The following is a 20,419-nucleotide window of genomic DNA, read 5'->3' on the forward strand; positions in this document are numbered from 1 at the left end:
CCGGCCATGACGACCGCGGCAGCAGGGACCGTTCGACCGTTCCGCGTGGAGGTGCCCGAGGAGGCGCTCACCGAGCTGCGGCGGCGCGTCGCGGCGACGGTCTGGCCGGAGCGGGAGACGGTCCCGGACACCTCCCAGGGCGTCCCGCTCGCCACGATGCGGGCCCTCGCGGACCACTGGGCCACCGCCTACGACTGGCGCGCCTGCGAGGCGCGGCTCAACGCCCTGCCGCAGTTCCTCACCGAGATCGACGGGCTGGAGATCCACTTCCTGCACGTCCGCTCCCGGCACGAGGACGCCCTGCCGCTGGTCGTCAACCACGGGTGGCCCGGCTCGGTGATCGAGCAGCTCAAGATCATCGGCCCGCTCGTGGACCCGACGGCGCACGGCGGGGACCCCTCCGACGCCTTCGACGTCGTCGTCCCCTCGATGCCCGGCTACGGCTTCTCCGGCAAGCCGGCGAGCACCGGCTGGGGCCCCGAGCGCATGGCCCGCGCCTGGGCCGCGCTCATGGAGCGCCTGGGCTACGAGCGCTGGGTCGCGCAGGGCGGCGACTGGGGCGCGTTCGTCGTCGACCAGATGGGCCTGCAGGCGCCGCCGGGGCTGCTCGCCGTCCACACCAACATGCCGGCCACCGTGCCGGCCGACGTCAACGCGGCCGCCCTGGCCGGCGGGCCGCCGCCGCCCGGCCTCTCCGACGAGGAGCGGCGCGCCTACGGGCAGCTGCTCCGCACGTTCGGGCAGGTCGAGTACGCCCGCTACATGGCCGCCCGCCCGCAGACCCTCTACGGCATCGCGGACTCACCCGTCGGCCTGGCCGCCTGGCTGCTCGACCACAACGACGCCGACGGCCAGCCCGCCGCGGCCGTCATGGCCGCTCTCGACCGGACGGCGAGCAGCACCGGGGAGCTCACCCGCGACGAGGTCCTCGACAACGTGACGCTGTACTGGCTGACCGGCACCGGCGTCTCCGCCTCCCGGCTGTACTGGGAGTACCGCGGCGGCTTCTTCGACGCGAAGGGCGTGCAGGTCCCCGTCGCCGTCAGCGTCTTCCCGGGCGAGCAGTACGAGGCGCCGCTGAGCTGGGCCCAGCGCGCCTATCCCCGCCTGATCCACTACAACCGGCTGCCCCGCGGCGGGCACTTCGCCGCGTGGGAGGAGCCGCACCTGCTCGTCGACGAGCTGCGGACCGCGTTCCGGCCGCTGCGCCGGCCCCCGGTGCCCGGCCCGCGCGCGTCGGCCGCCGACGCCGCGGCGCCGCGGACCCCCGCCTGACCGTGGGTCCGCGGGCACCGACCGTCCGGACGCGCCCGCTCCGCACCGCGGCGGCCCCGCGGCGGCCCGCACCCCCTGCCCGGCGCGCCGCCGGACCGCCACGGTGGCGCCATGACGGGTAGCCGCAGCTCGCTCTGGACCGGGGCGCTGGCCGGGTACGCGGCCAGCCGCACCATGGACGCCGCCACCGGCTGGTTCCACGGCCGGCAGAGCGTGGAGTCCCGGCGGCGGGAGGAGGAGATCGCGCCGGGCGGCGCGCTCGTGCAGCTGGGCAAGCAGCTCGGCGCCGTCGCGGGCCGCGACCTCGACGACGCCGCGGCCGGCCGGGTCGGGCTCGCCGTGCACCGCACCCTCGGCGTGACCTACGGGGTGCTCGCCGCGACGCTGGTCCGCCGCGGCTGGTCGCCGCTGGCCGCCGGGCCGGCCGTCGGCGCCGCCGCCCTCCTGCTGGTCGACGAGGGCACCGCGCTGCCGACGATGACCGCCTACCCGCTGGTCAGCCACGCCCGCGGCGTGGTCGGCCACTCGACGGTCGGGCTGGTCATCGGCCTCCTGCTCTGGCTGACCGGACGGTCCTGACACCGCGCGCCCGACGGCCTCCTCCGGCCGCCGGTCCCGCGGGAGGATGGTCCCCGCGCGGGGGCCGAGTGCGCCGGGGGGCGCCGTGCGGGAGTTCGCCGAGCTGCAGCGGGACCTGGCGCCGGCCTGCGCGGCGAACGCGCCGGGCTCCTCGACGCCGCACGTGCTGGTGACCCTGCCCTCGTTCAGCATCGGTGAGTCGCTGCTGTCGCACTACGCCGACCGGCTGCCGGCCCTGGAGCACCGGTACCTGGTCACCGTCCTCCTGCTGCCCCGCGTCCCCGGCTGCGAGCTGGTCTTCGTCAGCAGCGCCCCGCCGCCGCAGGCGCTGGTCGACCACTACCTCTCCCTGGTGCCGCCCGCCGACCGCGCCTCGGTGCGCCGGCGGCTGCGGGTGCTCGTCGTCCCGGACGCCTCCTACCGCCCGGTCGCCGCGAAGCTGCGGGACCGGCCGGACCTGGTCGAGGACCTGCGCCGGCACATCGGCGGCCGGCCGGCGTTCCTCGAGCCGTGGAACGTCACCGCCGACGAGGTGGAGATCGCCCGGCGGCTGGACGTGCCCGTCGACGGCACCGCGCCCGAGCTGTGGCCGCTGGGGTTCAAGAGCGCCGGCCGGCGGCTGCTCGCCGACGCCGGCGTGCCGGTGCCGGCCGGGTGCGAGGACGTGCACACCGTCGACGACGTCGACCGCGCCGTCGACGACGTGCTGCGGCGCCGGCCGGCCGCGGCGGGCGTGGTGCTCAAGCTGGACGACAGCGGCGCCGGCGACGGCAACGTGGTGCTGCGCCGGGAGGGCCTGCCCGGCTCCGCGGGCCACCTGCGCGACGCCGTCCGCCGGCTGCCCGACTGGTACCTCACCGCACTCACCCTGGGCGGCGTCGTCGAGGAGTTCGTGACCGGGGACCGGTTCGCCAGCCCCAGCGTGCAGGGCGAGATCACCCCGGACGGGCGCGTCACCGTGCTGTCCACGCACGAGCAGGTGCTCGGCGGGGACAGCGGCCAGGTGTACCTCGGCTGCCGGTTCCCGGCCGAGCCGCACTACGCCGCGGAGCTGGGGAGGTACGGGCGGGCGGCGGGGGAGGCGCTGGCCCGGTGCGGCGCCCGCGGCCGCTACGGCGTGGACTTCGTCGCCACGTCCGGTCCGGGCGGGTGGACGCTGCAGGGGCTGGAGATCAACCTCCGCAAGGGCGGCACGACCCACCCGTACACGGTGCTGCGCAACCTCGTGCCCGGCCGCTACGACCCGGAGGCCGGCCGGTGGACCGCCGACGACGGCACCGTCCACTGCTACTGCGCCACCGACAACCTCGTCGACCCCGCCTGGACCGGGCTGCCGCCGCGGGAGGTCGTCGACGCGGTGGACCGCGAGGGGCTGCGCTTCGACCGGCGCACCCGCACCGGCGTCGTCCTGCACATGCTGTCCGGGCTGGCGGTCGACGGCCGGTTCGGGCTGACCGCCATCGCGCCGACCCCCGCCGCGGCGCACGGGCTGCTCGAGCGCACCCACGCGTGCGTCGACCGGCTGGCCCGGCAGCCGGTGGCCGCCGGGCCGTGACGGACGCTCAGACGGTCTCGGGTACCCGGAGGTGGGCCAGGACCAGCTCGAACTCGGCGACGTCGGTGATCTCGGCCCCGCTCTCCCGGCTCGCCCGCTCCCGGATGGCCGTACCGGCCTCCCGGTTGCGCTCCAGGGACGCGCGGTCCGCGTAGGTCACGGTGGCGGCGGCCGCGCCCTCCCCGCGGTCGACCAGCAGGCTCGCGCTGCAGAAGCCGTCCAGTTCCTCGACCCTCGGCAGCACGCCCATCCGGAAGGTGTCCAGGAGCTCGTCCACCCGGGCGGGGTCCGAACGCAGCCAGGTGACCCGCGCGCAGGCCCCGGCCGGCGCCTCGTGCAGCCGGTGGAGCGCCGCGATCTCCCAGGTCCGCACCTCCGCCCCGCCGCCGAGGAGCTCCGCGACCCGGTCGCGCATCGGCCGCACCCGGTCGGCCGTGGCGCTCATCGCCTCCTCGGTCTGCCAGGCGGTCGCGATGATGCAGCGGCCGGTGTCGCGGTCGGCGAGGAAGGACAGGCCGACGAAGCCGTCCATCTCCTGGACCGCCGGCATCACCTCGTCGCGCATGTAGGTGACCGCGTCGTCGATCGCCTGCGCCGTGCCGTGGATGGTGGTCGTCCGTGCGTACACGTCACCGCTCCTCTCGTGCGTGCGGCGACGCCCGGTGCGGCACCGCCGCACCAGCGAGCGTTCCCGCGGTCGCCGCGCGTGGCAACGGGCCCGTGCGCGTTCCCCGCGTCAGCGCCGCGGGCGCCGCCCGATCCGCGACCCCAGCCAGGTCAGCGGGTCGTACCGGCGGTCCACCACCCGCTCCTTGAGCGGGATGATGCCGTTGTCGGTGAGGTGGATGCCCTCGGGGCAGACCTCCGAGCAGCACTTGGTGATGTTGCAGTAGCCCAGGCCGAACTCCTCCCGGGCGGCGTCCCGGCGGTCGACGACGTCGAGCGGGTGCATGTCCAGCTCGGCCAGCCGGATGAGGAAGCGCGGCCCGGCGAAGGCCGCCTTGTTGTCCTCGTGGTCGCGGATGACGTGGCAGGTGTCCTGGCACAGCCAGCACTCGATGCACTTGCGGAACTCCTGCGGCCGCTCGACGTCGACCTGCTGCATCCGGTGGTTGCCGTCCGGGTCGCGCGGGCGCGGGGTGAACGCCGGGACCTGCGCGGCCTTCTCGTAGTTGTAGGAGACGTCGGTGACCAGGTCGCGGATCACCGGGAAGGTGCGCAGCGGGGTGACGGTCACCGGCTCGTCCTGGGCGAACGTGCTCATCCGGGTCAGGCACATCAGCCGCGGCCGGCCGTTGACCTCCGCGCTGCACGAGCCGCACTTGCCCGCCTTGCAGTTCCACCGGACGGCCAGGTCGCCGGCCTGCGTGGCCTGCAGCCGGTGGATGACGTCGAGGACCACCTCGCCCTCGTGCACCGGCACGGTGAAGGTCTGCAGCTCCCCGCCGGAGGCGTCGCCCCGCCAGACCCGGAAGGTGGCGTCGTAGCCGCCGTCCCCGTCCCCGCCGCCGTCGGTCCCCCCGATGCTCGGCTCCCCAGGCTCGGTCATGCGCCCTCCTCGAAGACCTCCGCCAGCTCCGGCGGCATCTGCGGCAGCGGCTGCCGGGCCACGGTCACCGCGCCGTCCCCCGTCCGGGTGCAGACCAGGTTGGTGCGGCCCCACTCCGGGTCGGTCGCGGGGAAGTCGTCGCGGGTGTGCCCGCCGCGGCTCTCCTCGCGGGCGAGCGCGGCGCGGGCGACGCACTCGCCGACCAGCAGCAGGTGCGGCAGGTCCAGCGCCAGGTGCCACCCGGGGTTGTACTGCCGGTGCCCCTCGACCGACAGCGCCGCGACCCGCTCCCGCAGGGCGGCGATGCGGGCCAGCGCCTGCTCCATCTCCGGCGCGGTGCGGATGATCCCGACCAGGTCGTGCATCGTCTGCTGCAGGTCCTGCTGCACGGTGTAGGGGTTCTCGCCGCCCTCCCGCTCGAACGGCGCCAGCGCCGCCCGCGCGGCGTCGGCCAGCGCCTCCTCGGCGAGCGCGACCACGCCGGCCCGCTTGGCCGCGTGCTCGGCCGCGGCGGCGCCGGCGCGGCGGCCGAACACCAGCAGGTCCGACAGCGAGTTGCCGCCCAGCCGGTTGGACCCGTGCATCCCGCCGGCGACCTCACCGGCGGCGAACAGCCCCGGCACGGACGCCGCGGCGGTGTCCGGGTCCACCTCGACGCCGCCCATCACGTAGTGGCAGGTGGGCCCGACCTCCATCGCCTCGGCGGTGATGTCGACGTCGGCCAGCTCCTTGAACTGGTGGTACATCGACGGCAGCCGGCGGCGGACGTACTCGGCCGGGCGGCGGGTGGCGATGTCGAGGAAGACGCCGCCGTGGGGGGAGCCGCGGCCGGCCTTGACCTCGCTGTTGATGGCGCGGGCGACCTCGTCGCGGGGCAGCAGCTCGGGCGGGCGCCGGTTGTTCTTCTTGTCGTCGTACCAGCGGTCGGCCTCGTCCTCGGTCTCCGCCGTCTCCTTGCGGAAGTAGTCCGGGATGTAGTCGAACATGAACCGGTTGCCGGCCGAGTTGCGCAGCACGCCGCCGTCGCCGCGGACGCTCTCGGTGACCAGGATGCCGCGCACCGACGGCGGCCAGACCATCCCGGTCGGGTGGAACTGGACGAACTCCATGTTCACCAGCCCGGCACCGGCCTGCAGCGCCAGCGAGTGCCCGTCGCCGGTGTACTCCCACGAGTTCGAGGTGACCTTCCAGGCCTTGCCGATGCCGCCGGTGGCCAGCACCACCGACGGCGCCTCCCAGGCCACGAACCGGCCCGACTCCCGCCAGTAGCCGAACGCCCCGGTGACGCCCTCGTCGTCGGTCAGCAGCCGGGTGACCGTGCACTCCATGAACACGTCGACGCCGAGGGCGACGGTGCGCTGCTGCAGCGTGCGGATGAGCTCCAGGCCGGTGCGGTCGCCGACGTGCGCGAGCCGGGCGTAGCGGTGACCGCCGAAGTCGCGCTGGCTGATCAGCCCGTCGGGGGTGCGGTCGAACAGCGCGCCCCAGTCCTCGAGCTCGCGCACCCGGTCGGGCGCCTCCTGCGCGTGGATCTGCGCCATGCGCCAGTGGTTGAGCATCTTCCCGCCGCGCATGGTGTCCCGGAAGTGCACCCGCCAGCCGTCCTCCGGCCAGGTGTTGCCCATCGCCGCGGCGATGCCGCCCTCGGCCATGACCGTGTGCGCCTTGCCGAGCAGGGACTTGCAGACGACGGCGGTGCGCGCCCCGGCCTCGTGCGCCGCGATCGCCGCGCGCAGTCCGGCGCCGCCGGCCCCCACCACCACGACGTCGTAGGCGTGCCGCTCGAGCTCCATCAGAAGAACCTCACGTCCCGGATCGTGTCGGTGGCGAGCAGGAGGACGTAGAGGTCGGCCAGCGCGACGCTGGCCATCGACGCCCACGCCCACTGCATGTGGCGGGCGTTGAGCCGGGAGACCAGCGTCCAGGCGCGGTAGCGCAGCGGGTGCCGGGAGAAGTTGTTGAGGCGCCCGCCGACGACGTGCCGGCAGGAGTGGCAGGACAGCGAGTAGAGGGCCAGAAGCGTCGCGTTGACCAGCAGCACGAGCGTGCCCAGGCCCATGTGGCCCCACTCGCCGGTCTCGTCGCGGAAGGCGAGGACGGCGTCGTAGAAGAGGACGACGTTGATGAGCAGCGCCGCGTAGAGGAAGTAGCGGTGCACGTTCTGCCCGACCAGCGGGAACCGCGTCTCACCGGTGTAGCGCAGGTGCGGCTCGGCCACCGCGCAGGCCGGCGGCGACAGCCAGAACGACCGGTAGTAGGCCTTCCGGTAGTAGTAGCAGGTCAGCCGGATGCCCAGCGGGAAGACCAGGATGTAGATCGCCGGGGAGATCCACGTCGGGCCGGTGAACAGCTCCGGGAAGGTGTCGCCCTCGCACCGGGTCGACAGGCACGGCGAGTAGAACGGCGAGATGTAGGGCTCGGAGAAGTAGTAGGCGTTCTGGAACGCCCGGACCGTCGCGTAGACGACGAACGCGAGCAGCGCCGCGGCGGTGAGCGCCGGCTGCAGCCACCAGCGGTCGGTGCGCAGCGTGCGCGCCGCGATCGTCGCGCGGCGCGGGGCCGGCCCGCCGTCGCCCCGTCCGGGCGAGGTCGCCCCCGTCCCGCGCGGCGCGGTGGCGGTCACCGGCGGGTGCGGCCGGACCCGCCCAGGCCCTCGTCGTCGCCGTCGCCGTAGACGGCCGCGAACGGCTCCCAGGCCGTGCGGACCCGGGTGCCGCAGAGCAGGGCCAGGTCGTCGCGCAGCCGGGCGACGTCGACCCTGAGCCGGCGGGCGTCCACGGTGTCACCGAAGTGCCCCGTCAGCGGTGCGCACGCCTCTTCGAGCGCGTCCACCGCGCGGCGGGCCGCCGCCACGTCCTGCTCCAAGGACATCGCCGCCTCCAGACCCTGCTGGCGTCGCCGGGAAGCCGAGGGGGGAAGTGCACCACCGACGCCGGGGCCGGGGAAGGGGGCGCTGCGCCGTCCGGGTCAGGACGCGCGGTCGCGCACCCCGCGCAGGAGGACCGCCCACCGCCGGAGGACGTCCAGCCGGCCGGGCGGCGGCGGGGGCGCCGGGCGGGCGAGCAGGTCGAGCTCCGCCCGGAGCGCGGCCCGCTGCCGCCGGAGGTCCGCCAGCTCGGCCAGGAGCGCGGCGCGGCGCGTGACCGCCTCCCGGTCCAGGCGCTCGCGGGTCGCGGCCGCCTCCGCGTCGGCGCGCCGCCGCTCCTCGCGCCCGGTGGCCAGCATCGCGACGATGTCGGCCCGCGCGCGGGCCCGGGCGGCGGCCGCGTCCTCCTCGGCGCGCTGCCGCACCCGGTCGGCGTCCGCGGCGGCGCGGCGCTCGGCCGCCCGGACGTCGTCCAGCCGCGCCGCGGCCTCGGCCCGGGTGGCGGCGGCCGACCGTTCGGCGTCGTCGAGGAGCCGGGCGGCCCGCGCGGCGCACTCCGCCCCGTGCGCGGCCGCCGCGGCCGCCGTCCGGTCGGCCTCGGCCTCGGCGTCGGCGAGGGTCCGCTGCGCGCGGGCGACGACCCGCTCCGCCTGCTCCGAGGCGGCGGCCCAGGCGGCCTCGGCCTCGGCGCGCATGCCCTCGGCCTCGTCGGCCGCCGCGGCGAGCATCGACCCGATGCGCCGGGACAGCTGGAGGAACTCCCCGCCCCCGGACGAGTGGCCGAGCAGCGCCCGGGCCTGGTCGAGCGCGGCGCGGGTGCTCAGCAGGCGGGTGACCAGGTGCTCGCGCTCGCGGTCGGCGGTGGCGAGCTGGTCCTCGGCCCACTGCACGTAGGTGTCGACCTGGAAGCGGTCGTAGCCGGCCACGGCGCGGCCGAACATCGGGCCGGCCTCGAGGACCGTGGGCAGGTCCCCGGAGACGTTGGGCCGAGGCCGCTCCGGGCCCGTCGGGCGGAGCTCCTCGTCGACCTGCAGCTCGGCGGTCATCCCGCTGCCTCCCTCCGCCCGGGTCCGTTCCGGTTCCCGGGACGTTAGAGCTGCCCGGCGGGGCGCCGTCCCTGCGTCCGGGGTCCATCACCCGGGAGGGACGCCGCCGCGCCTGATCGGGTGCCCCCGGCCCCGGGGGTCTCTCTGCGTGACGTCGCCCGCGCGGGTGGAAGACCGCCGCCGGGCGCCGCCGGGGCGCGCGGTCGGGCACCCTCGGCCCATGGCAGACGTCCCGACCCCGCCGGACCCGGGGAGCATGACCGTTCCGCCGCTGTTCGGCTGGGAGTCCATCGCCGTCGGCCTGCTGCTGCTCGTGGCCGTCGTCGCGGTCCTGGCCGTGGTCGGCGCGGCGCGGGCGGGCGCCGGCGGCCGGACGGAGTTCCAGGCGTGGCTCGACGCCCGGTCCGCGCGGTCCGCCGGCCCGCACGACGGCACCCCGGGAGCAGTCCGGCGCGGCTGACCGCGCCGCGCCGCTCACGGCGCCGGGGGCGCCTCCTCCGCGGGCTCAGGTGCCGGCGCGGGCGCTGGTTCAGGCATCGGCGCCGGTTCAACGGCCGGCTCAGGTGCTGGTGCCGGTTCGGGTGCTGGCGCCGGAGCAGGCTCTGGCGCTGGCTGCGGCTCCGGCTGTGGTGCGGGCTCGGGCTGCGGCGCCGGTTCGGGTGCGGGCGCCGGCGCGGGCGCTGGTTCAGGCGTCGGCACTGGTTCGACGGCCGGCTCAGGTGCGGGAGCCGGCTCAGGGGCGGGTGCCGGTTCGGGTGCGGGTGTCGGTGCGGGCTCGGGCTCCGGCTCCGGCTCCGGCTCCGGCTGTGGTGGGGGCTCGGGCTGCGGCGCCGGTTCGGGTGCGGGCGTCGGGGCCGGTTGTGGCGCTGACCCGGGAGTGGGCGCCGGCTCGGGAGCCGGAGGAGCCTCCGGGTGGGGCGCCGGCGCGGGCGGGACCTCGGGCTGCGGTGCCGGTGGCTGGTCGTCCGCCGGTGCCGGCGGCTCCTCGGACCCAGGTGGGGGCACCGGCTGCGGCTCGGGCTGGGGAGCCTCCTCGGACGGAACTCCTGGCGCCGGCGGTGCCGCATCCGGCTGCGGTGCCGATTCCGGGGCAGGTGCCGGCGCAGGCGCGACCTCGGACTGGGGTGCCGCCTCCGGCGCGGGTGCCGGTGCGAGCGGGGGAGCGGGCTGGTGTCCCGCGTCCGGCCGGGCCGGTGCCTCGGTCTGCGGTGCCTCTGGCTCCGGTGGGGGCGCCGACTCGGGTGCCGGTGCGGGCGGGGGAGCAGGCTGGTGTCCCGGCTCCGGTTCGGCCGGTGCCTCCGCCCGCGGTGCCTCCGGCTGCGGGGCGGGCGCCGACTCGGGTGCCGGTTCGGGCGCGGGTGGGGGCGCCGACTCCGGTGCCGGTGCGGGCACAGGCTCCGGCTGGGGTGCGGGCTCGGGTGCCGGTACGGGCTCCGGCTGCGGTACGGGCTCGGGTGCCGGTGCAGGCTCCGGCTGGGGCCCGGGCTCCGGCTCGGGCGCAGGAGTGGGCGCTGGCGCCGGCGCGGGATCCGGCTGGGGTGCGGCCTCGGGACCAGGGGCCGGCTCGGGTGCGGGCTCCGGTTCCGGGGCGACGGAGGTCCCCGGTGCGGGCTCCGGCTCGGGCTGCGTCTCCGGTGCGGCCAGGGGCTCCGGCTGAGGCGCCGGCGCAGGCACCTGCTCGGGTGGCGTCTCGGGCTCACCTGTCGAGTCCGCTCCCGGCTCCGTCCCGGTCGCCTCGTCGGGTGCCGGCACCGTCTCGGGCGGCGTCTCCGGCTCGGGGGCCGGTCCGAACTCGGTCGACGTCTCCGGCGCGGACGGGACGTCCGGCGCGGTCGCGGTCCCGGAATCCGAGGGCGTCTCGGGCTCGGACGGCGTCTCGGGCTCGGACGGGATCCCGGACTCGGACGGCGTCTCCAACCCGGGCGCCGGCTCGTCCTCGGTCGACGACCCGGTGTCGGTCGACGGCCCGGACCCCGTGCCGGGCGCCGGCGGCGACGGGACGGACTCCGGAGCCGGCTCGGTGTCCGGCACAGGCACCTCGTCGGCCGCGGTCGGAGGTTCGGCGTCGATCTCGCTCCCGAACCCGGTCCCGGCCTCGGCCCCGGTCCCGGCCTCGACGTCGGGCCGCGGCGCGGCCGGCGGTGCGGACTCGTGGACAGTCGGGGGAGCGGGTGCCGGCTCGACACCGGCGTCGGGCGCGTCGGCCTCGGGCGGCGGGGCGGGCGCCGGCGGGGGCCCGGCCTCGGTGGTGGGAGCGGCCACGCTCGGCGGCGGCGCCTCGACGCCACCCGCCGCGGGCGGCGCCTCACCGGTGGCGGCCGGGACGTCCGGGGCCTGCGGGGTGCCGGCGTCCGCGTCCTCCGGCGCGGCCTCGTCCGACGGCGCCGCGGCGGCCGGCGGAGGCGGGTCCGACGGGGCGGGCGGGCTCTCCCAGATCTGGCTGAAGGCGCGGACGATCCCTCCCGTGGCGGGGGTGCCCTGCAGGGCCTGGGCCAGCGAGGCGACGCCCGTCGTGACGAGCAGGACGGCCGCCCCCGTCGCGGTGCGCGCCGCACGACCGGGGAGCCGGGCCCACCACACCGTCCGCTCGGGGGACCGCACGCCGGCCGGCCGGACCGCCGCCGGGCGCCGGCCGCTGACCCACCGCGCGACCAGCGCCGACAGCACCCCGCCCAGGAGCAGCAGGGCGACGCCGAGGACCAGCCACACCGTCCCCGAGGACGCGGGGTCGGCGGCGGTCTCCGAGCCGGCGACCCTCCCCGTCGTGAGGTCGGCGGTGCCGGCCACGACCGCGGAGAACAGCAGCGCCCCCGCGACGGTGACGGCGTCCTCGGCCCGGCGCGAGAGGCGGCGGGACGCCACCCGGGACGCGTCGGGGTCGTGGCTGACGACGGGGCGGCGCCGGGGCCGGCGGGGGCGGACGAGGTCCGGCCGCGCGCCGCCGCCCCGGGTACCGGCGGGACGCCGTCGTCGTGCACGCATGGAGCCTCCAGGTGGTGGTGGCGGTGCGTGGTCGTCCGGAACCCCGTGCCGCGCCAGCATGCTGGGGCCCGCGCGGGGGGCGCAACACGTCTCCGACCTCCGACGGGGGGGTCGGGACGGCGCCCGTCAGGTCATGTCGACCGCGATCTTGAGCTGCCCCGGCCGGGGCGCGACCGCGGCGCCGAAGGCCGCCTCCACGTCGGCGACCGGGTGGACGTGCGTGACGTAGCAGTCGCGCAGCTCCGGGTGCGCGGCCAGGTAGGCGCCGGCGTCCGCCAGCACGCGACGGCGCTCCAGGGTGACGCCCGAGCGGAGGGTCAGGTTCTTCCGCAGGAAGGTCATCATGTCGAAGGGGTAGACCGGGTCGTCGGGGACGCCGAAGTAGAAGACCTGGCCGCCGGGCGCGACGGCGTCCAGCGCGGGCTTGAGCGTCGTCACCTGGTGGCCCACGGCCTCGACGACGACGGCGGGCCGGTCGGCGTCGGACAGCGTGCCCGCCCAGCGCTCGGCGCGCGCCGTCACCGTCTCGTCCACGCCGAAGGCGGACGCGGCGTCGCGGCGGTCCACCGGGTCGACGCCGGTCACCCGCGCCGCGCCGCGCGCCTTGAGCACGTGGCTGAACAGCAGCCCGATCGGGCCCTGGCCGATCACGGCCACCGACTGCCCGGACACGTCGCCGAGCTGCTCGGCGGCGTAGAGCACGCAGGCCAGCGGCTGCAGCATGACCGCGGTCGTGGGCGGCAGCGCGGTGTCGTAGCCGGCCACGCCCTCGCCGTCGGTGACGACGAGCTCGGCGATGCCGTCGAACATCGACGCCCAGCCGACGACGAGGTCGCCCGGGGCGTGGTCGGGGTGCCGGCTGGCGACCACCTCCCCGACGATCTCGTGCATCGGGAAGCCCGGCGCCCGGGTGGCGCCCCAGCCGTCCTCGGCGGCCGGGTGCGGCCACACGCCGCCGCGGAAGTTGGGCAGGTCGCTGCCGCAGATGGCGCCGGCGCGGGTGGCCAGCAGCACGTGCCCGGGCGCCAGCGCGCCGGCGTCCGGGGCCGGGACCTCCACCTCCTCGAACCGGAAGGGACCGCGCAGCGTCTGTGCCCACATGGGTGTCCTCCGTCCAGCCGGGCGCCCCGGTACCCGGGGCGGCGCCCTCAGCCTGCAGGACCGCCGCGGTGCCGCGCCCGGCGGACCGGTCAGCGGTCCCGCCCGTTCCGCCGCCGGGACAGCGGCACGCGCAGGCTGCCGCGGGGGTCCAGCCGGAACTCCTGGTCCCGCACCCGCAGCGGCAGCTCCGCCGCCCGCCCCGGGTCGCCCCCGACGACGACCTCGCCGTGGGTGATCGCCACCTCGACCTCCGGGTGGTCCCGGTAGCGCAGCCGGAACCGCATGCCGGCGAGCGCGTCCGGCAGGTACGGGTCCAGGCCCAGCGCCCCGCCCCGCGTCTCCAGGCCGGTGAAGGCCCGCTGCAGCAGGTCGACCGTGCCGGCCATGGCGCCGAGGTGGACGCCCTCCCCGGTGGTGCCGCCCTGCACGTCGGAGACGTCGCTCTCCAGCGCCACGAGCCAGTCGTCCCAGGCGCGACGGCGGTTGCTGCGGGCCTGCACCCAGGCGTGCACCACCCGCGACAGCGTCGAGCCGTGGCACGTGCGGTCGAGGTAGTAGCGCACGGTCCGCGGGATCGTCTGCCGGTCGTGCGGGTAGCCCAGCCGGTCCAGGACGGCGTAGAACTCCTCGGCCGTCAGCAGCTGGAACAGCATGAGGACGTCGGCCTGCTTGGACAGCTTGTAGCGGTTGGTCGAGTCGCCCTCGGCCTCGAGGATGCGGTCGAGCCGGCTGACGTCGCCGTAGCGGCGGCGGTAGCCCGCCCAGTCGAACTCCTCCAGCCGGTCGTAGCCGCGGAACTGGCTGAGCACCCCGTCGTCGTGCCAGCACAGCCGCAGCTTGCGGGAGACGTGCTCCCACCGCTCCAGGTCCGCCCGGCCGAGGCCCAGCTGGTCCAGCAGCTCCGCCTCCCGCCGCGGGCCGAGCAGGGCCAGGCAGTCCTGCGCCCGCGCCAGCGTCCAGGCGGTCATCACGTTGGTGTAGGCGTTGTCGTCGAGCCCGGGCCGGTCCCGCCACGGGAGCGCGTCGTGGTACTCGTCGGGACCCATGACGCCGCAGACGTCGAAGCGGTCGTCGCTGCGGTCGTAGGTGGCCAGGTCGGCGAAGAAGGCCGCGACCTCCAGCAGCACCTCCGCGCCGTGCGCGTCGAGGAAGGCGGTGTCCCCGGTCGCCTCGTGGAACCGCCAGGTGTTGTACGCGACGGCCAGGCCGATGTGCCGCTGCAGCGCCGAGTTGTCGGGCAGCCAGTGACCCGACCGCGGGTTGAGGTGCAGCGTCTGCGACTCCTCGCGGCCGGTCGACCCGCTCTGCCACGGGAACATCGCCCCGCGGTGCCCGGCGGCCCGCGCGGCGGCGCGCGCGGCCGGGAGCCGGCGCCAGCGGTACAGCAGCATCGCGCGGGCCACCTCGGGCAGCCGCAGGGTGAGGAAGGGCAGCACGAACAGCTCGTCCCAGAACACGTGGCCGCGGTAGGCCTCGCCGTGCAGGCCGCGCGCGGGGATGCCGACGTCGAGGTCGACGCTGTGCGGGGAGACCGTCTGCAGCAGGTGGAACACGTGCAGCCGCAGGACCAGGGAGGCGTGCGCGGGCCCGTCGATCACGACGTCGCACCGGTCCCACAGCCGCCGCCAGGCGCGCTCGTGCCGGGCCAGGACGTCGTCGAACGCGGGGGCGCGGGCCACCTCGTCCCGCGCCGCGGCGCCCGGCTCGTCGACCGCCCGGTCGCGGGAGGTGCACAGCGCCACGACCTTCTCGACCGTCACGACCCGGCCCGGGACGACGTCGAGGGTGAGCTCCGCGCCGGCGTAGACGTCGCCGTCCACCACGGGGACGGCCGGCACCCCGCACGGCCGGCCGTCGACCAGCACCCGGTGCCGCGCCGCCAGCCCGACCCGGAGGCGGGACGTGCACGTCTCGGCGGTCAGGTGCAGCGCGCCGTCCTCCCCGGCGACCGCCTCGCCCGGGACCAGGTGCCGCCCGCTCAGGTGCCGGTAGCGCGCCACCCCGGCGTTCTCCACCCGGCCGTCGAGGCCGGAGCGCACGACGACCCGCCCCGTCCAGTTCTCGGCCACCACGGTGGTGTCGAGCGCGGCCAGGAAGGGGTCGGCCATCGAGACGAGCCGCCGCTGGGCGACCCGGGTGGACCGCCCGGCGGCGTCGGTGACCCGGTACCGGCGGGTGAGCACGCCCCGGCGCAGGTCCAGTTCCTGGACGTACGCGGACACCGTGCCGGCCTCCGGGCCGAGGTCCGCGCCGTCGGCGGCGCGCAGGGTGAGCGACTGCCAGTCGGGCAGGTTGACGATGCTCTCGTTCTCCACGCGCCGGCCGTCGACCTCGTCGGTCAGCCGGTTGAAGACCCCCGCCGCGTACGTGCCCGGGTAGTGGCAGCCGCCCGCGCGTGACTCCGGTGCCGCGCCGCGGGTGGCGAACCGGCCGTTGCCGAGGGTGCACAGCGCCTCGCGCAGCGGTTCGTGCCCGGGGTCGAGGCCCTCGTAGCGCAGCAGCCACCCCGTCACCGGGAGACCCCGGGGGCGCCGGCGCGGGCGGCCGCCTCGTGCAGCCACGCGGCGACCTCGTCGTCGACCTCGGCCGGGTCCCGCACCTCCAGGTGGTGCATCCAGACGCGTGGTGCGGGGTGCGCGACCTGCTTCCACCGCGGGGAGGGGTCCCGCCGCTCCAGGGCGACCGACAGCACGACCTCCGCCGCGGGGTCCCGCAGGTACCGGCCGGGCCGCCACAGCCAGGCGAACGCGCGCGGTCCCCGGAAGGCCACCTGGCTGCGCGACACGCACACCTCGCAGTCCGGCAGCAGGGTGCGCACCCGGTCGTGGACGGCGGCTCCCGTGGGCGAGCCGGCGAAGAACTCCTCCGGCGTCACGGCGGCGGCCCGCCCGGCTGCCCGCCGGTCAGGCGGGGGTCCGGGCGCGGTCGTTCCACCGGTCGAGCAGCAGGTCGATGCGGCCCAGCGCCAGGACCACCCGCGCCCGGGCGGCGGGCGTGTCCTTCACCTGCCGCGCCCGCCGTGCCTCGCCGAGCTCGAGACGCGCCAGGTCCAGCTGGAGCTGCAGGTCCTCCGCGGGGTGGGGGGACAGGACGGCCATGGTGACCTCCTCCTGCGTTCCGGACCGGCGGTCTGCGTCGGGCCCTCATCGTCGACCGGCCGTACGTCCTCCGGAGCGGCCGGAGGACCGGTCACCAGGAGGACCTCCGACCCCGGTGGAACTCATCGCCGCGCCCACCTCCTCCTCGAACGCGGTCACCAGGGCGCCGGCGTCGGGGACGACGGCCGGGTCGGCGCCGAAGCCGACGGTGACCTCCCCGGCGTAGCTGAACACCGTCACGGTCAGCGCCTGCCGCCCGCTGGTGGGGGCCCACCCGACGATCCCGGCCACCGGGGCGCCGGCGAGGGCCATCGGCGCCCGGGGTCCGGGGACGTCGGTCAGCACGCCCACGGCCTTGGCCGCCAGGAACCGGACGGCCGCGGTCCCGACCAGCGGAGGGGCGAGCGCGATGGCGCGGCTCAGCCCGTACGTCAGCCCCGGCTCCCACGAGTCGCGGATGCGGGCGATGCGCCGGTGCACCTCGGCCAGCCGGTCCGGGAAGGCCTGCCGGCCGTGCGGCAGGACGGCCAGGACCAGCGCGAAGTGGTTGCCCAGCCACGGCGGGGGAGGCCGGTCCGGCGGCGCCAGGTTGACCGGCACCATCCAGGCGACCTCGTCGTCGCGGGGCCGGCGGGACCGCCCGGTCCGGTCGAGGTGGCGGGCCATCGCCCCGCACACGAGCGCCGTGCAGACGTCGTTGACCGTCGTCCCGGTCCGCGCGGCGACCCGCTTCACCAGCGCCAGCGGCACCGGGTCGGACCACGCCACGGACTTGGGCACGCCCGGCCGGCCGGCGAGCGCGGTGGGCGGGTCCACCCACAGCAGCACCTCGCCCAGGCCCAGCGCCGTGCGGAGGACCGTGCCGGCGCCGCGGCCCCGGGGGTGGGGACGGCCGACACGGGCGGTGAAGGCGGCGGCCGTGCCGTCCACCGGGTCGAGCAGGCCGAGCATCACCTGCGTCGCCCGGATGCCGTCGGCGATCGAGTGGTGGAAGCGGGTGACCAGGGCGCTGCCGCCCTCGTACCCCTGCAGCAGGTGCATGCGCCACATCGGGTGGGCGGGGTCCAGCGGCGTGCTCCGCTGCTCGCCGACGAACCGGCGCAGGGCGTCGCGGCCGCCGTCCCCGGGCGCGGGCCGGACGACGACGTGCCGGTCGAGGTCGAAGTCGCGGTCCTCGACCCAGGTCCCCCGGCGCAGCAGCGTCCCGCGCAGCTCCGGGCGGCTGCGGAGGACCGGGTACGGCGCCAGCATCCGGTCGCGGACGACCGCCCGGAGCCGGCCGGGGTCGACCTCCTCGGCGGTCCACAGCAGCGACGTGACCACCATGAGGTTGTCCGGTCGGTCCAGCTCCAGCCAGAACGCGTCCTCCGCCGGCATCCGCCGGCGGGCCGCCGTGCCGGCCTCAGGCACGGGCCCGGCGGGTGCGCGCGGCGGGTCCGGCACCGGGGGTGTCCGTGCCGGCCGCGGCGACCAGCTCGGCCAGGCCGGACTCGATGCCGCGGGCGAGGGTCCAGACGTCGGCCGCGCTGTCGTAGTCGCCGGTGATGCCGACGGTCAGCTGCCCGGCGTAGGTGAACATCGAGACCCCGACGCGCAGCCGCGAGGCGATCGGCACGTAGGGGACGATCTCCACGCACCGGCGGCCGAGGGCGTAGAGCGGCTCCCTCGGGCCGGGCACGTTGGTGGTCACCGTCGTGACGTTGCGCTGCGGCAGCCGCCAGACCAGCCGCAGGCCCGACGCGACGGGTGCGAAGGGCTCGGCGCCGGCCAGCCGGACGAGGGCCGCACCGGCGTCGGCCTCGTGCTCGGCCTTGAGCCGGTCGAACAGGCCCCGCACCACGGCCAGGCGCTCGAGGGGGTCGGCGACGTCGACCGGCAGGTCGGCGAGCATCGAGGACACCCGGTTGTCCCGGATGCTCTCCTCTCCCGGCGCCCGGACGCTGACCGGGACCAGCGACCGGATCACGTGCTGCGCCGGGCGCTCGCCGCGGCTGATGAGCAGCTGCCGGAAGCCGGCGGTGACCGCGGCCATCAGCACGTCGTTGAACGTGCCGCCGAACGCGTGCCGCACCGCGGAGACGTCCTCGACGCGGCCGCGCGCGAAGGCGTAGCGCCGGTGCGCGGACAGCGGCCCGGTCAGCGAGGAGGGGCGGGTGGGCACCAGGGCCGTGGCGAGCGCCGCGGTGCCGCGGGCGGTGGTCCGCACCAACTGCCCCAGCGCGCGGGGCGAGCGCGCCGCGCCGGCCAGCGCCCGCGTCGTCCGCCACGGCAGCGCGGCGAGGTCCCGCGCGGCGAGGGCGGTCAGCGTGGCCGTCGACGGCTCCGGCTCCGGGTGCCAGTCGTCGGGCACCGCCGGCCCCGGCTCCGGGGTGGGATCGAGGACGGCGCGGTAGAGGTCGGTGCCGGAGATGCCGTCGACCATGCAGTGGTGGACCTTGCTGATCAGCGCCCACCGGTCCCCGGCCAGCCCCTCCACCAGCCAGTACTCCCAGAGCGGGCGGCTGCGGTCGAGCCGGGCGGACATGACCCGGCCCATGAGCGCGGCGAGCTCGCGGTCGCCCCCCGGGGCCGGCAGCGCCGTGCGCCGCAGGTGGTAGCCGAGGTCGAAGTCCGGGTCGTCGACCCACACCGGCGGGCCGAGGTCGAACGGGACCCGGCGGACCCGCTGCCGGTAGCGCGGGATCAGCGCCAGCCGCCCGGCGAGCGCGGTCGCGAACTCGCCGGGCGACGGCGCCGGACCCTCGAACACCGCGATCGACGAGATCGCCAGCGACGCCCCCGGCTGCTCGTCCTCGATCTCGAGGAACGCGGCGTCGAGCGGGCCCATGCGGTCCATCAGCCGACCAGCTCCCGCTTGAGGACCTTGCCGGTGGCGTTCATCGGCAGATGCTCGCGGAACTCCACCGACCGCGGGTACTTGTACGACGCCACCCGGGCCCGGACGTGCGCGATCAGCTCCTCCTCGGTGGCGCGCTGCCCGGGGCGCAGCACGACGAAGGCCTTCACCTCCTGGCCCAGCCGGTCGTCCGGCACGCCGACGACGGCCGCCACGGCGACCGCCGGGTGGGTGTACAGCACGTCCTCGACCTCGTGCGGGTAGACGTTGTAGCCGCCGCGGATGACCAGGTCCTTCTTGCGGTCGACGATGAAGTAGAAGCCGTCCTCGTCGACGTAGGCCAGGTCGCCGGTGCGGAACCAGCCGTCGGTGAAGGCCGCGGCGGTCGCCTCCGGGTTGCCGTGGTAGCGGGTCATCACGTTGAAGCCGCGCACGACCAGCTCGCCGACGTTGTCGTGCCCGGGCGGCAGCGGCCGGTCCTCGGGATCCCAGATCGCGACCTCGACGCCGTAGATCGGCTTGCCGACGCTGTAGACCCGGCGCTCCTCGGCGCTCACGTTGAAGGTCGTCGTCGAGGCGGTCTCCGACAGCCCGTACCCCTCCAGGACCACGACGCCGGGGAAGGTGCGCTCGAACTCGTCGATGACCTCGGCGGGGATGGGCGCCCCGCCGGACACCGCCACCCGGATCGAGGACAGGTCGTACGCCTCGCGGCCGGAATGGTTGAGCAGGGCGATGAACATGGTGGGCACGCCCTCGAACACGGTCACCCGGTCGCGCTGGATCACCTCGCAGACCTTCGCCGGGTCGAACCGCGGGACCAGCGACAGCGTGCCGCCGAACCGGATGCCGACGTCCAGCACGCTGGAGAGCCCGTAGACGTGGAACAGCGGCAGCATGACCGCGACGACGTCGTCCTCCCGCATCCCGAACAGCCGGCCCGGGGTGTCGGCGTTCATGAACATGCAGAAGTGGCTGAGCTCGGCCCCCTTGGGCCGGCCGGTCGTGCCGCTCGTGTAGATGATCACGGCGGTGTCCCCGGGGCCGGTCTGGTGCATGGGCGGCGCCCCGTGCACCGGCGTGGCCAGCAGCTGCTCGAAGGGCCGGCCGACGGTCACGGTCGGCAGGCCGGGCAGGTCGACGACGACGATCTCGGCCAGGCCGGCGTCGGCGGCGCCCTTGGCGGCCTCCTCCACCGACCCGGCCCAGGTGACGAGCATCCGGGCGCCGGAGTCCTGGAGGACGTAGCCGACCTCCCCGGCCTTGAACAGCACGTTCATCGGCACGACGACGCAGCCGGCCTTGAGGATGCCGAAGTAGGCGACGACGAACTGGGGGACGTTGGGCAGCTGCAGCCCGACCGCGTCGCCGGGCGCGAGGCCGCGCGCCGCCAGGCCGACCGCGAACCGGTCGGAGGCGGCGTCGAGTTCGGCGTAGGTCGTGCGTCCGCCGTCGAACAGCAGCGCGGGCTTGTCGGGGTGCCGGCGCGCGGCCTCGCGCAGGACGGTGGCCAGGTTCAGGCTCACGCCCCG

At 76.6% G+C, this 20,419-nt stretch carries 17 protein-coding genes; 4 read left to right on the top strand and 13 right to left on the bottom strand.

Annotation, left to right across the window (positions count from 1 at the left end; translation table 11 throughout):
• Positions 1–6: 6 nt before the first annotated feature.
• From ACI79L_RS02800 to ACI79L_RS02810, 3 genes are all read left to right on the top strand, one after another.
• Positions 7–1,275 (top strand): epoxide hydrolase family protein, encoded by a 1,269-nt coding sequence (locus ACI79L_RS02800; RefSeq protein ID WP_456935305.1) that lies wholly within the window; start codon positions 7–9, stop codon positions 1,273–1,275.
• A gap of 111 nt (positions 1,276–1,386) precedes the next feature.
• Complete coding sequence (locus tag ACI79L_RS02805; protein ID WP_456935306.1) at positions 1,387–1,854, top strand: hypothetical protein; 468 nt, start codon at positions 1,387–1,389, stop codon at positions 1,852–1,854.
• A gap of 85 nt (positions 1,855–1,939) precedes the next feature.
• The gene (locus ACI79L_RS02810; protein ID WP_456935307.1) at positions 1,940–3,409 is read left to right on the top strand and encodes a peptide ligase PGM1-related protein; all 1,470 of its coding nucleotides are present in this window, start codon (positions 1,940–1,942) and stop codon (positions 3,407–3,409) included.
• A gap of 7 nt (positions 3,410–3,416) precedes the next feature.
• On the opposite strand, the gene ACI79L_RS02815 is transcribed toward ACI79L_RS02810, so the two are convergent.
• The 6 genes from ACI79L_RS02815 to ACI79L_RS02840 all read right to left on the bottom strand — a co-directional run bounded on the left by ACI79L_RS02815 (position 3,417) and on the right by ACI79L_RS02840 (position 8,870).
• Positions 3,417–4,037, bottom strand: coding sequence for a hypothetical protein (locus ACI79L_RS02815; RefSeq protein ID WP_456935308.1), 621 nt, complete (start codon positions 4,035–4,037; stop codon positions 3,417–3,419).
• A 108-nt stretch (positions 4,038–4,145) separates the two neighbouring features.
• Positions 4,146–4,958: a succinate dehydrogenase/fumarate reductase iron-sulfur subunit gene (locus ACI79L_RS02820; protein ID WP_456935309.1), complete on the bottom strand. Its 813-nt coding sequence runs from the start codon at positions 4,956–4,958 to the stop codon at positions 4,146–4,148.
• The gene (locus ACI79L_RS02825) at positions 4,955–6,751 is read right to left on the bottom strand and encodes a fumarate reductase/succinate dehydrogenase flavoprotein subunit (protein ID WP_456935310.1); all 1,797 of its coding nucleotides are present in this window, start codon (positions 6,749–6,751) and stop codon (positions 4,955–4,957) included. Before ACI79L_RS02825 ends, ACI79L_RS02820 begins: the two co-directional genes overlap by 4 nt.
• On the bottom strand, positions 6,751–7,581 hold the full coding sequence (locus tag ACI79L_RS02830) for a hypothetical protein (protein WP_456935311.1): 831 nt from the start codon (positions 7,579–7,581) through the stop codon (positions 6,751–6,753). The genes ACI79L_RS02825 and ACI79L_RS02830 overlap by 1 nt, the downstream gene beginning before the upstream one ends.
• Positions 7,578–7,829, bottom strand: coding sequence for a hypothetical protein (locus ACI79L_RS02835; protein ID WP_456935312.1), 252 nt, complete (start codon positions 7,827–7,829; stop codon positions 7,578–7,580). The genes ACI79L_RS02830 and ACI79L_RS02835 overlap by 4 nt, the downstream gene beginning before the upstream one ends.
• A gap of 96 nt (positions 7,830–7,925) precedes the next feature.
• Positions 7,926–8,870, bottom strand: a complete 945-nt coding sequence (locus ACI79L_RS02840) for a hypothetical protein (RefSeq protein WP_456935313.1) — start codon at positions 8,868–8,870, stop codon at positions 7,926–7,928.
• 220 nt (positions 8,871–9,090) lie between these two features.
• Here ACI79L_RS02840 and ACI79L_RS02845 point away from each other — a divergent pair, with 220 nt between their 5' ends.
• Complete coding sequence (locus tag ACI79L_RS02845; protein WP_456935314.1) at positions 9,091–9,330, top strand: hypothetical protein; 240 nt, start codon at positions 9,091–9,093, stop codon at positions 9,328–9,330.
• 2,648 nt (positions 9,331–11,978) lie between these two features.
• On the opposite strand, the gene ACI79L_RS02850 is transcribed toward ACI79L_RS02845, so the two are convergent.
• The 7 genes from ACI79L_RS02850 to ACI79L_RS02880 form a co-directional block, all read right to left on the bottom strand.
• On the bottom strand, positions 11,979–12,953 hold the full coding sequence (locus tag ACI79L_RS02850; RefSeq protein ID WP_456935315.1) for a zinc-binding dehydrogenase: 975 nt from the start codon (positions 12,951–12,953) through the stop codon (positions 11,979–11,981).
• A gap of 89 nt (positions 12,954–13,042) precedes the next feature.
• Positions 13,043–15,466 carry a glycoside hydrolase family 65 protein gene (locus ACI79L_RS02855; protein WP_456935316.1) on the bottom strand — a complete coding sequence of 808 codons (2,424 nt, stop codon included), beginning with the start codon at positions 15,464–15,466 and terminating at the stop codon, positions 13,043–13,045.
• Positions 15,463–15,828, bottom strand: coding sequence for a DUF5655 domain-containing protein (locus tag ACI79L_RS02860; protein WP_456935317.1), 366 nt, complete (start codon positions 15,826–15,828; stop codon positions 15,463–15,465). The genes ACI79L_RS02855 and ACI79L_RS02860 overlap by 4 nt, the downstream gene beginning before the upstream one ends.
• Positions 15,829–15,856: 28 nt before the next feature.
• On the bottom strand, positions 15,857–16,051 hold the full coding sequence (locus tag ACI79L_RS02865) for a hypothetical protein (protein ID WP_456935318.1): 195 nt from the start codon (positions 16,049–16,051) through the stop codon (positions 15,857–15,859).
• Positions 16,052–16,096: 45 nt separating this feature from the next.
• Positions 16,097–17,461 (bottom strand): WS/DGAT domain-containing protein, encoded by a 1,365-nt coding sequence (locus ACI79L_RS02870; RefSeq protein ID WP_456935319.1) that lies wholly within the window; start codon positions 17,459–17,461, stop codon positions 16,097–16,099.
• Positions 17,454–18,887 carry a WS/DGAT/MGAT family O-acyltransferase gene (locus tag ACI79L_RS02875; RefSeq protein WP_456935320.1) on the bottom strand — a complete coding sequence of 478 codons (1,434 nt, stop codon included), beginning with the start codon at positions 18,885–18,887 and terminating at the stop codon, positions 17,454–17,456. Before ACI79L_RS02875 ends, ACI79L_RS02870 begins: the two co-directional genes overlap by 8 nt.
• Positions 18,887–20,413, bottom strand: coding sequence for a long-chain-fatty-acid--CoA ligase (locus ACI79L_RS02880; protein ID WP_456935321.1), 1,527 nt, complete (start codon positions 20,411–20,413; stop codon positions 18,887–18,889). The genes ACI79L_RS02875 and ACI79L_RS02880 overlap by 1 nt, the downstream gene beginning before the upstream one ends.
• Positions 20,414–20,419 lie beyond the last annotated feature (6 nt).

The organism is Geodermatophilus sp. SYSU D00684 (assembly GCF_054050455.1).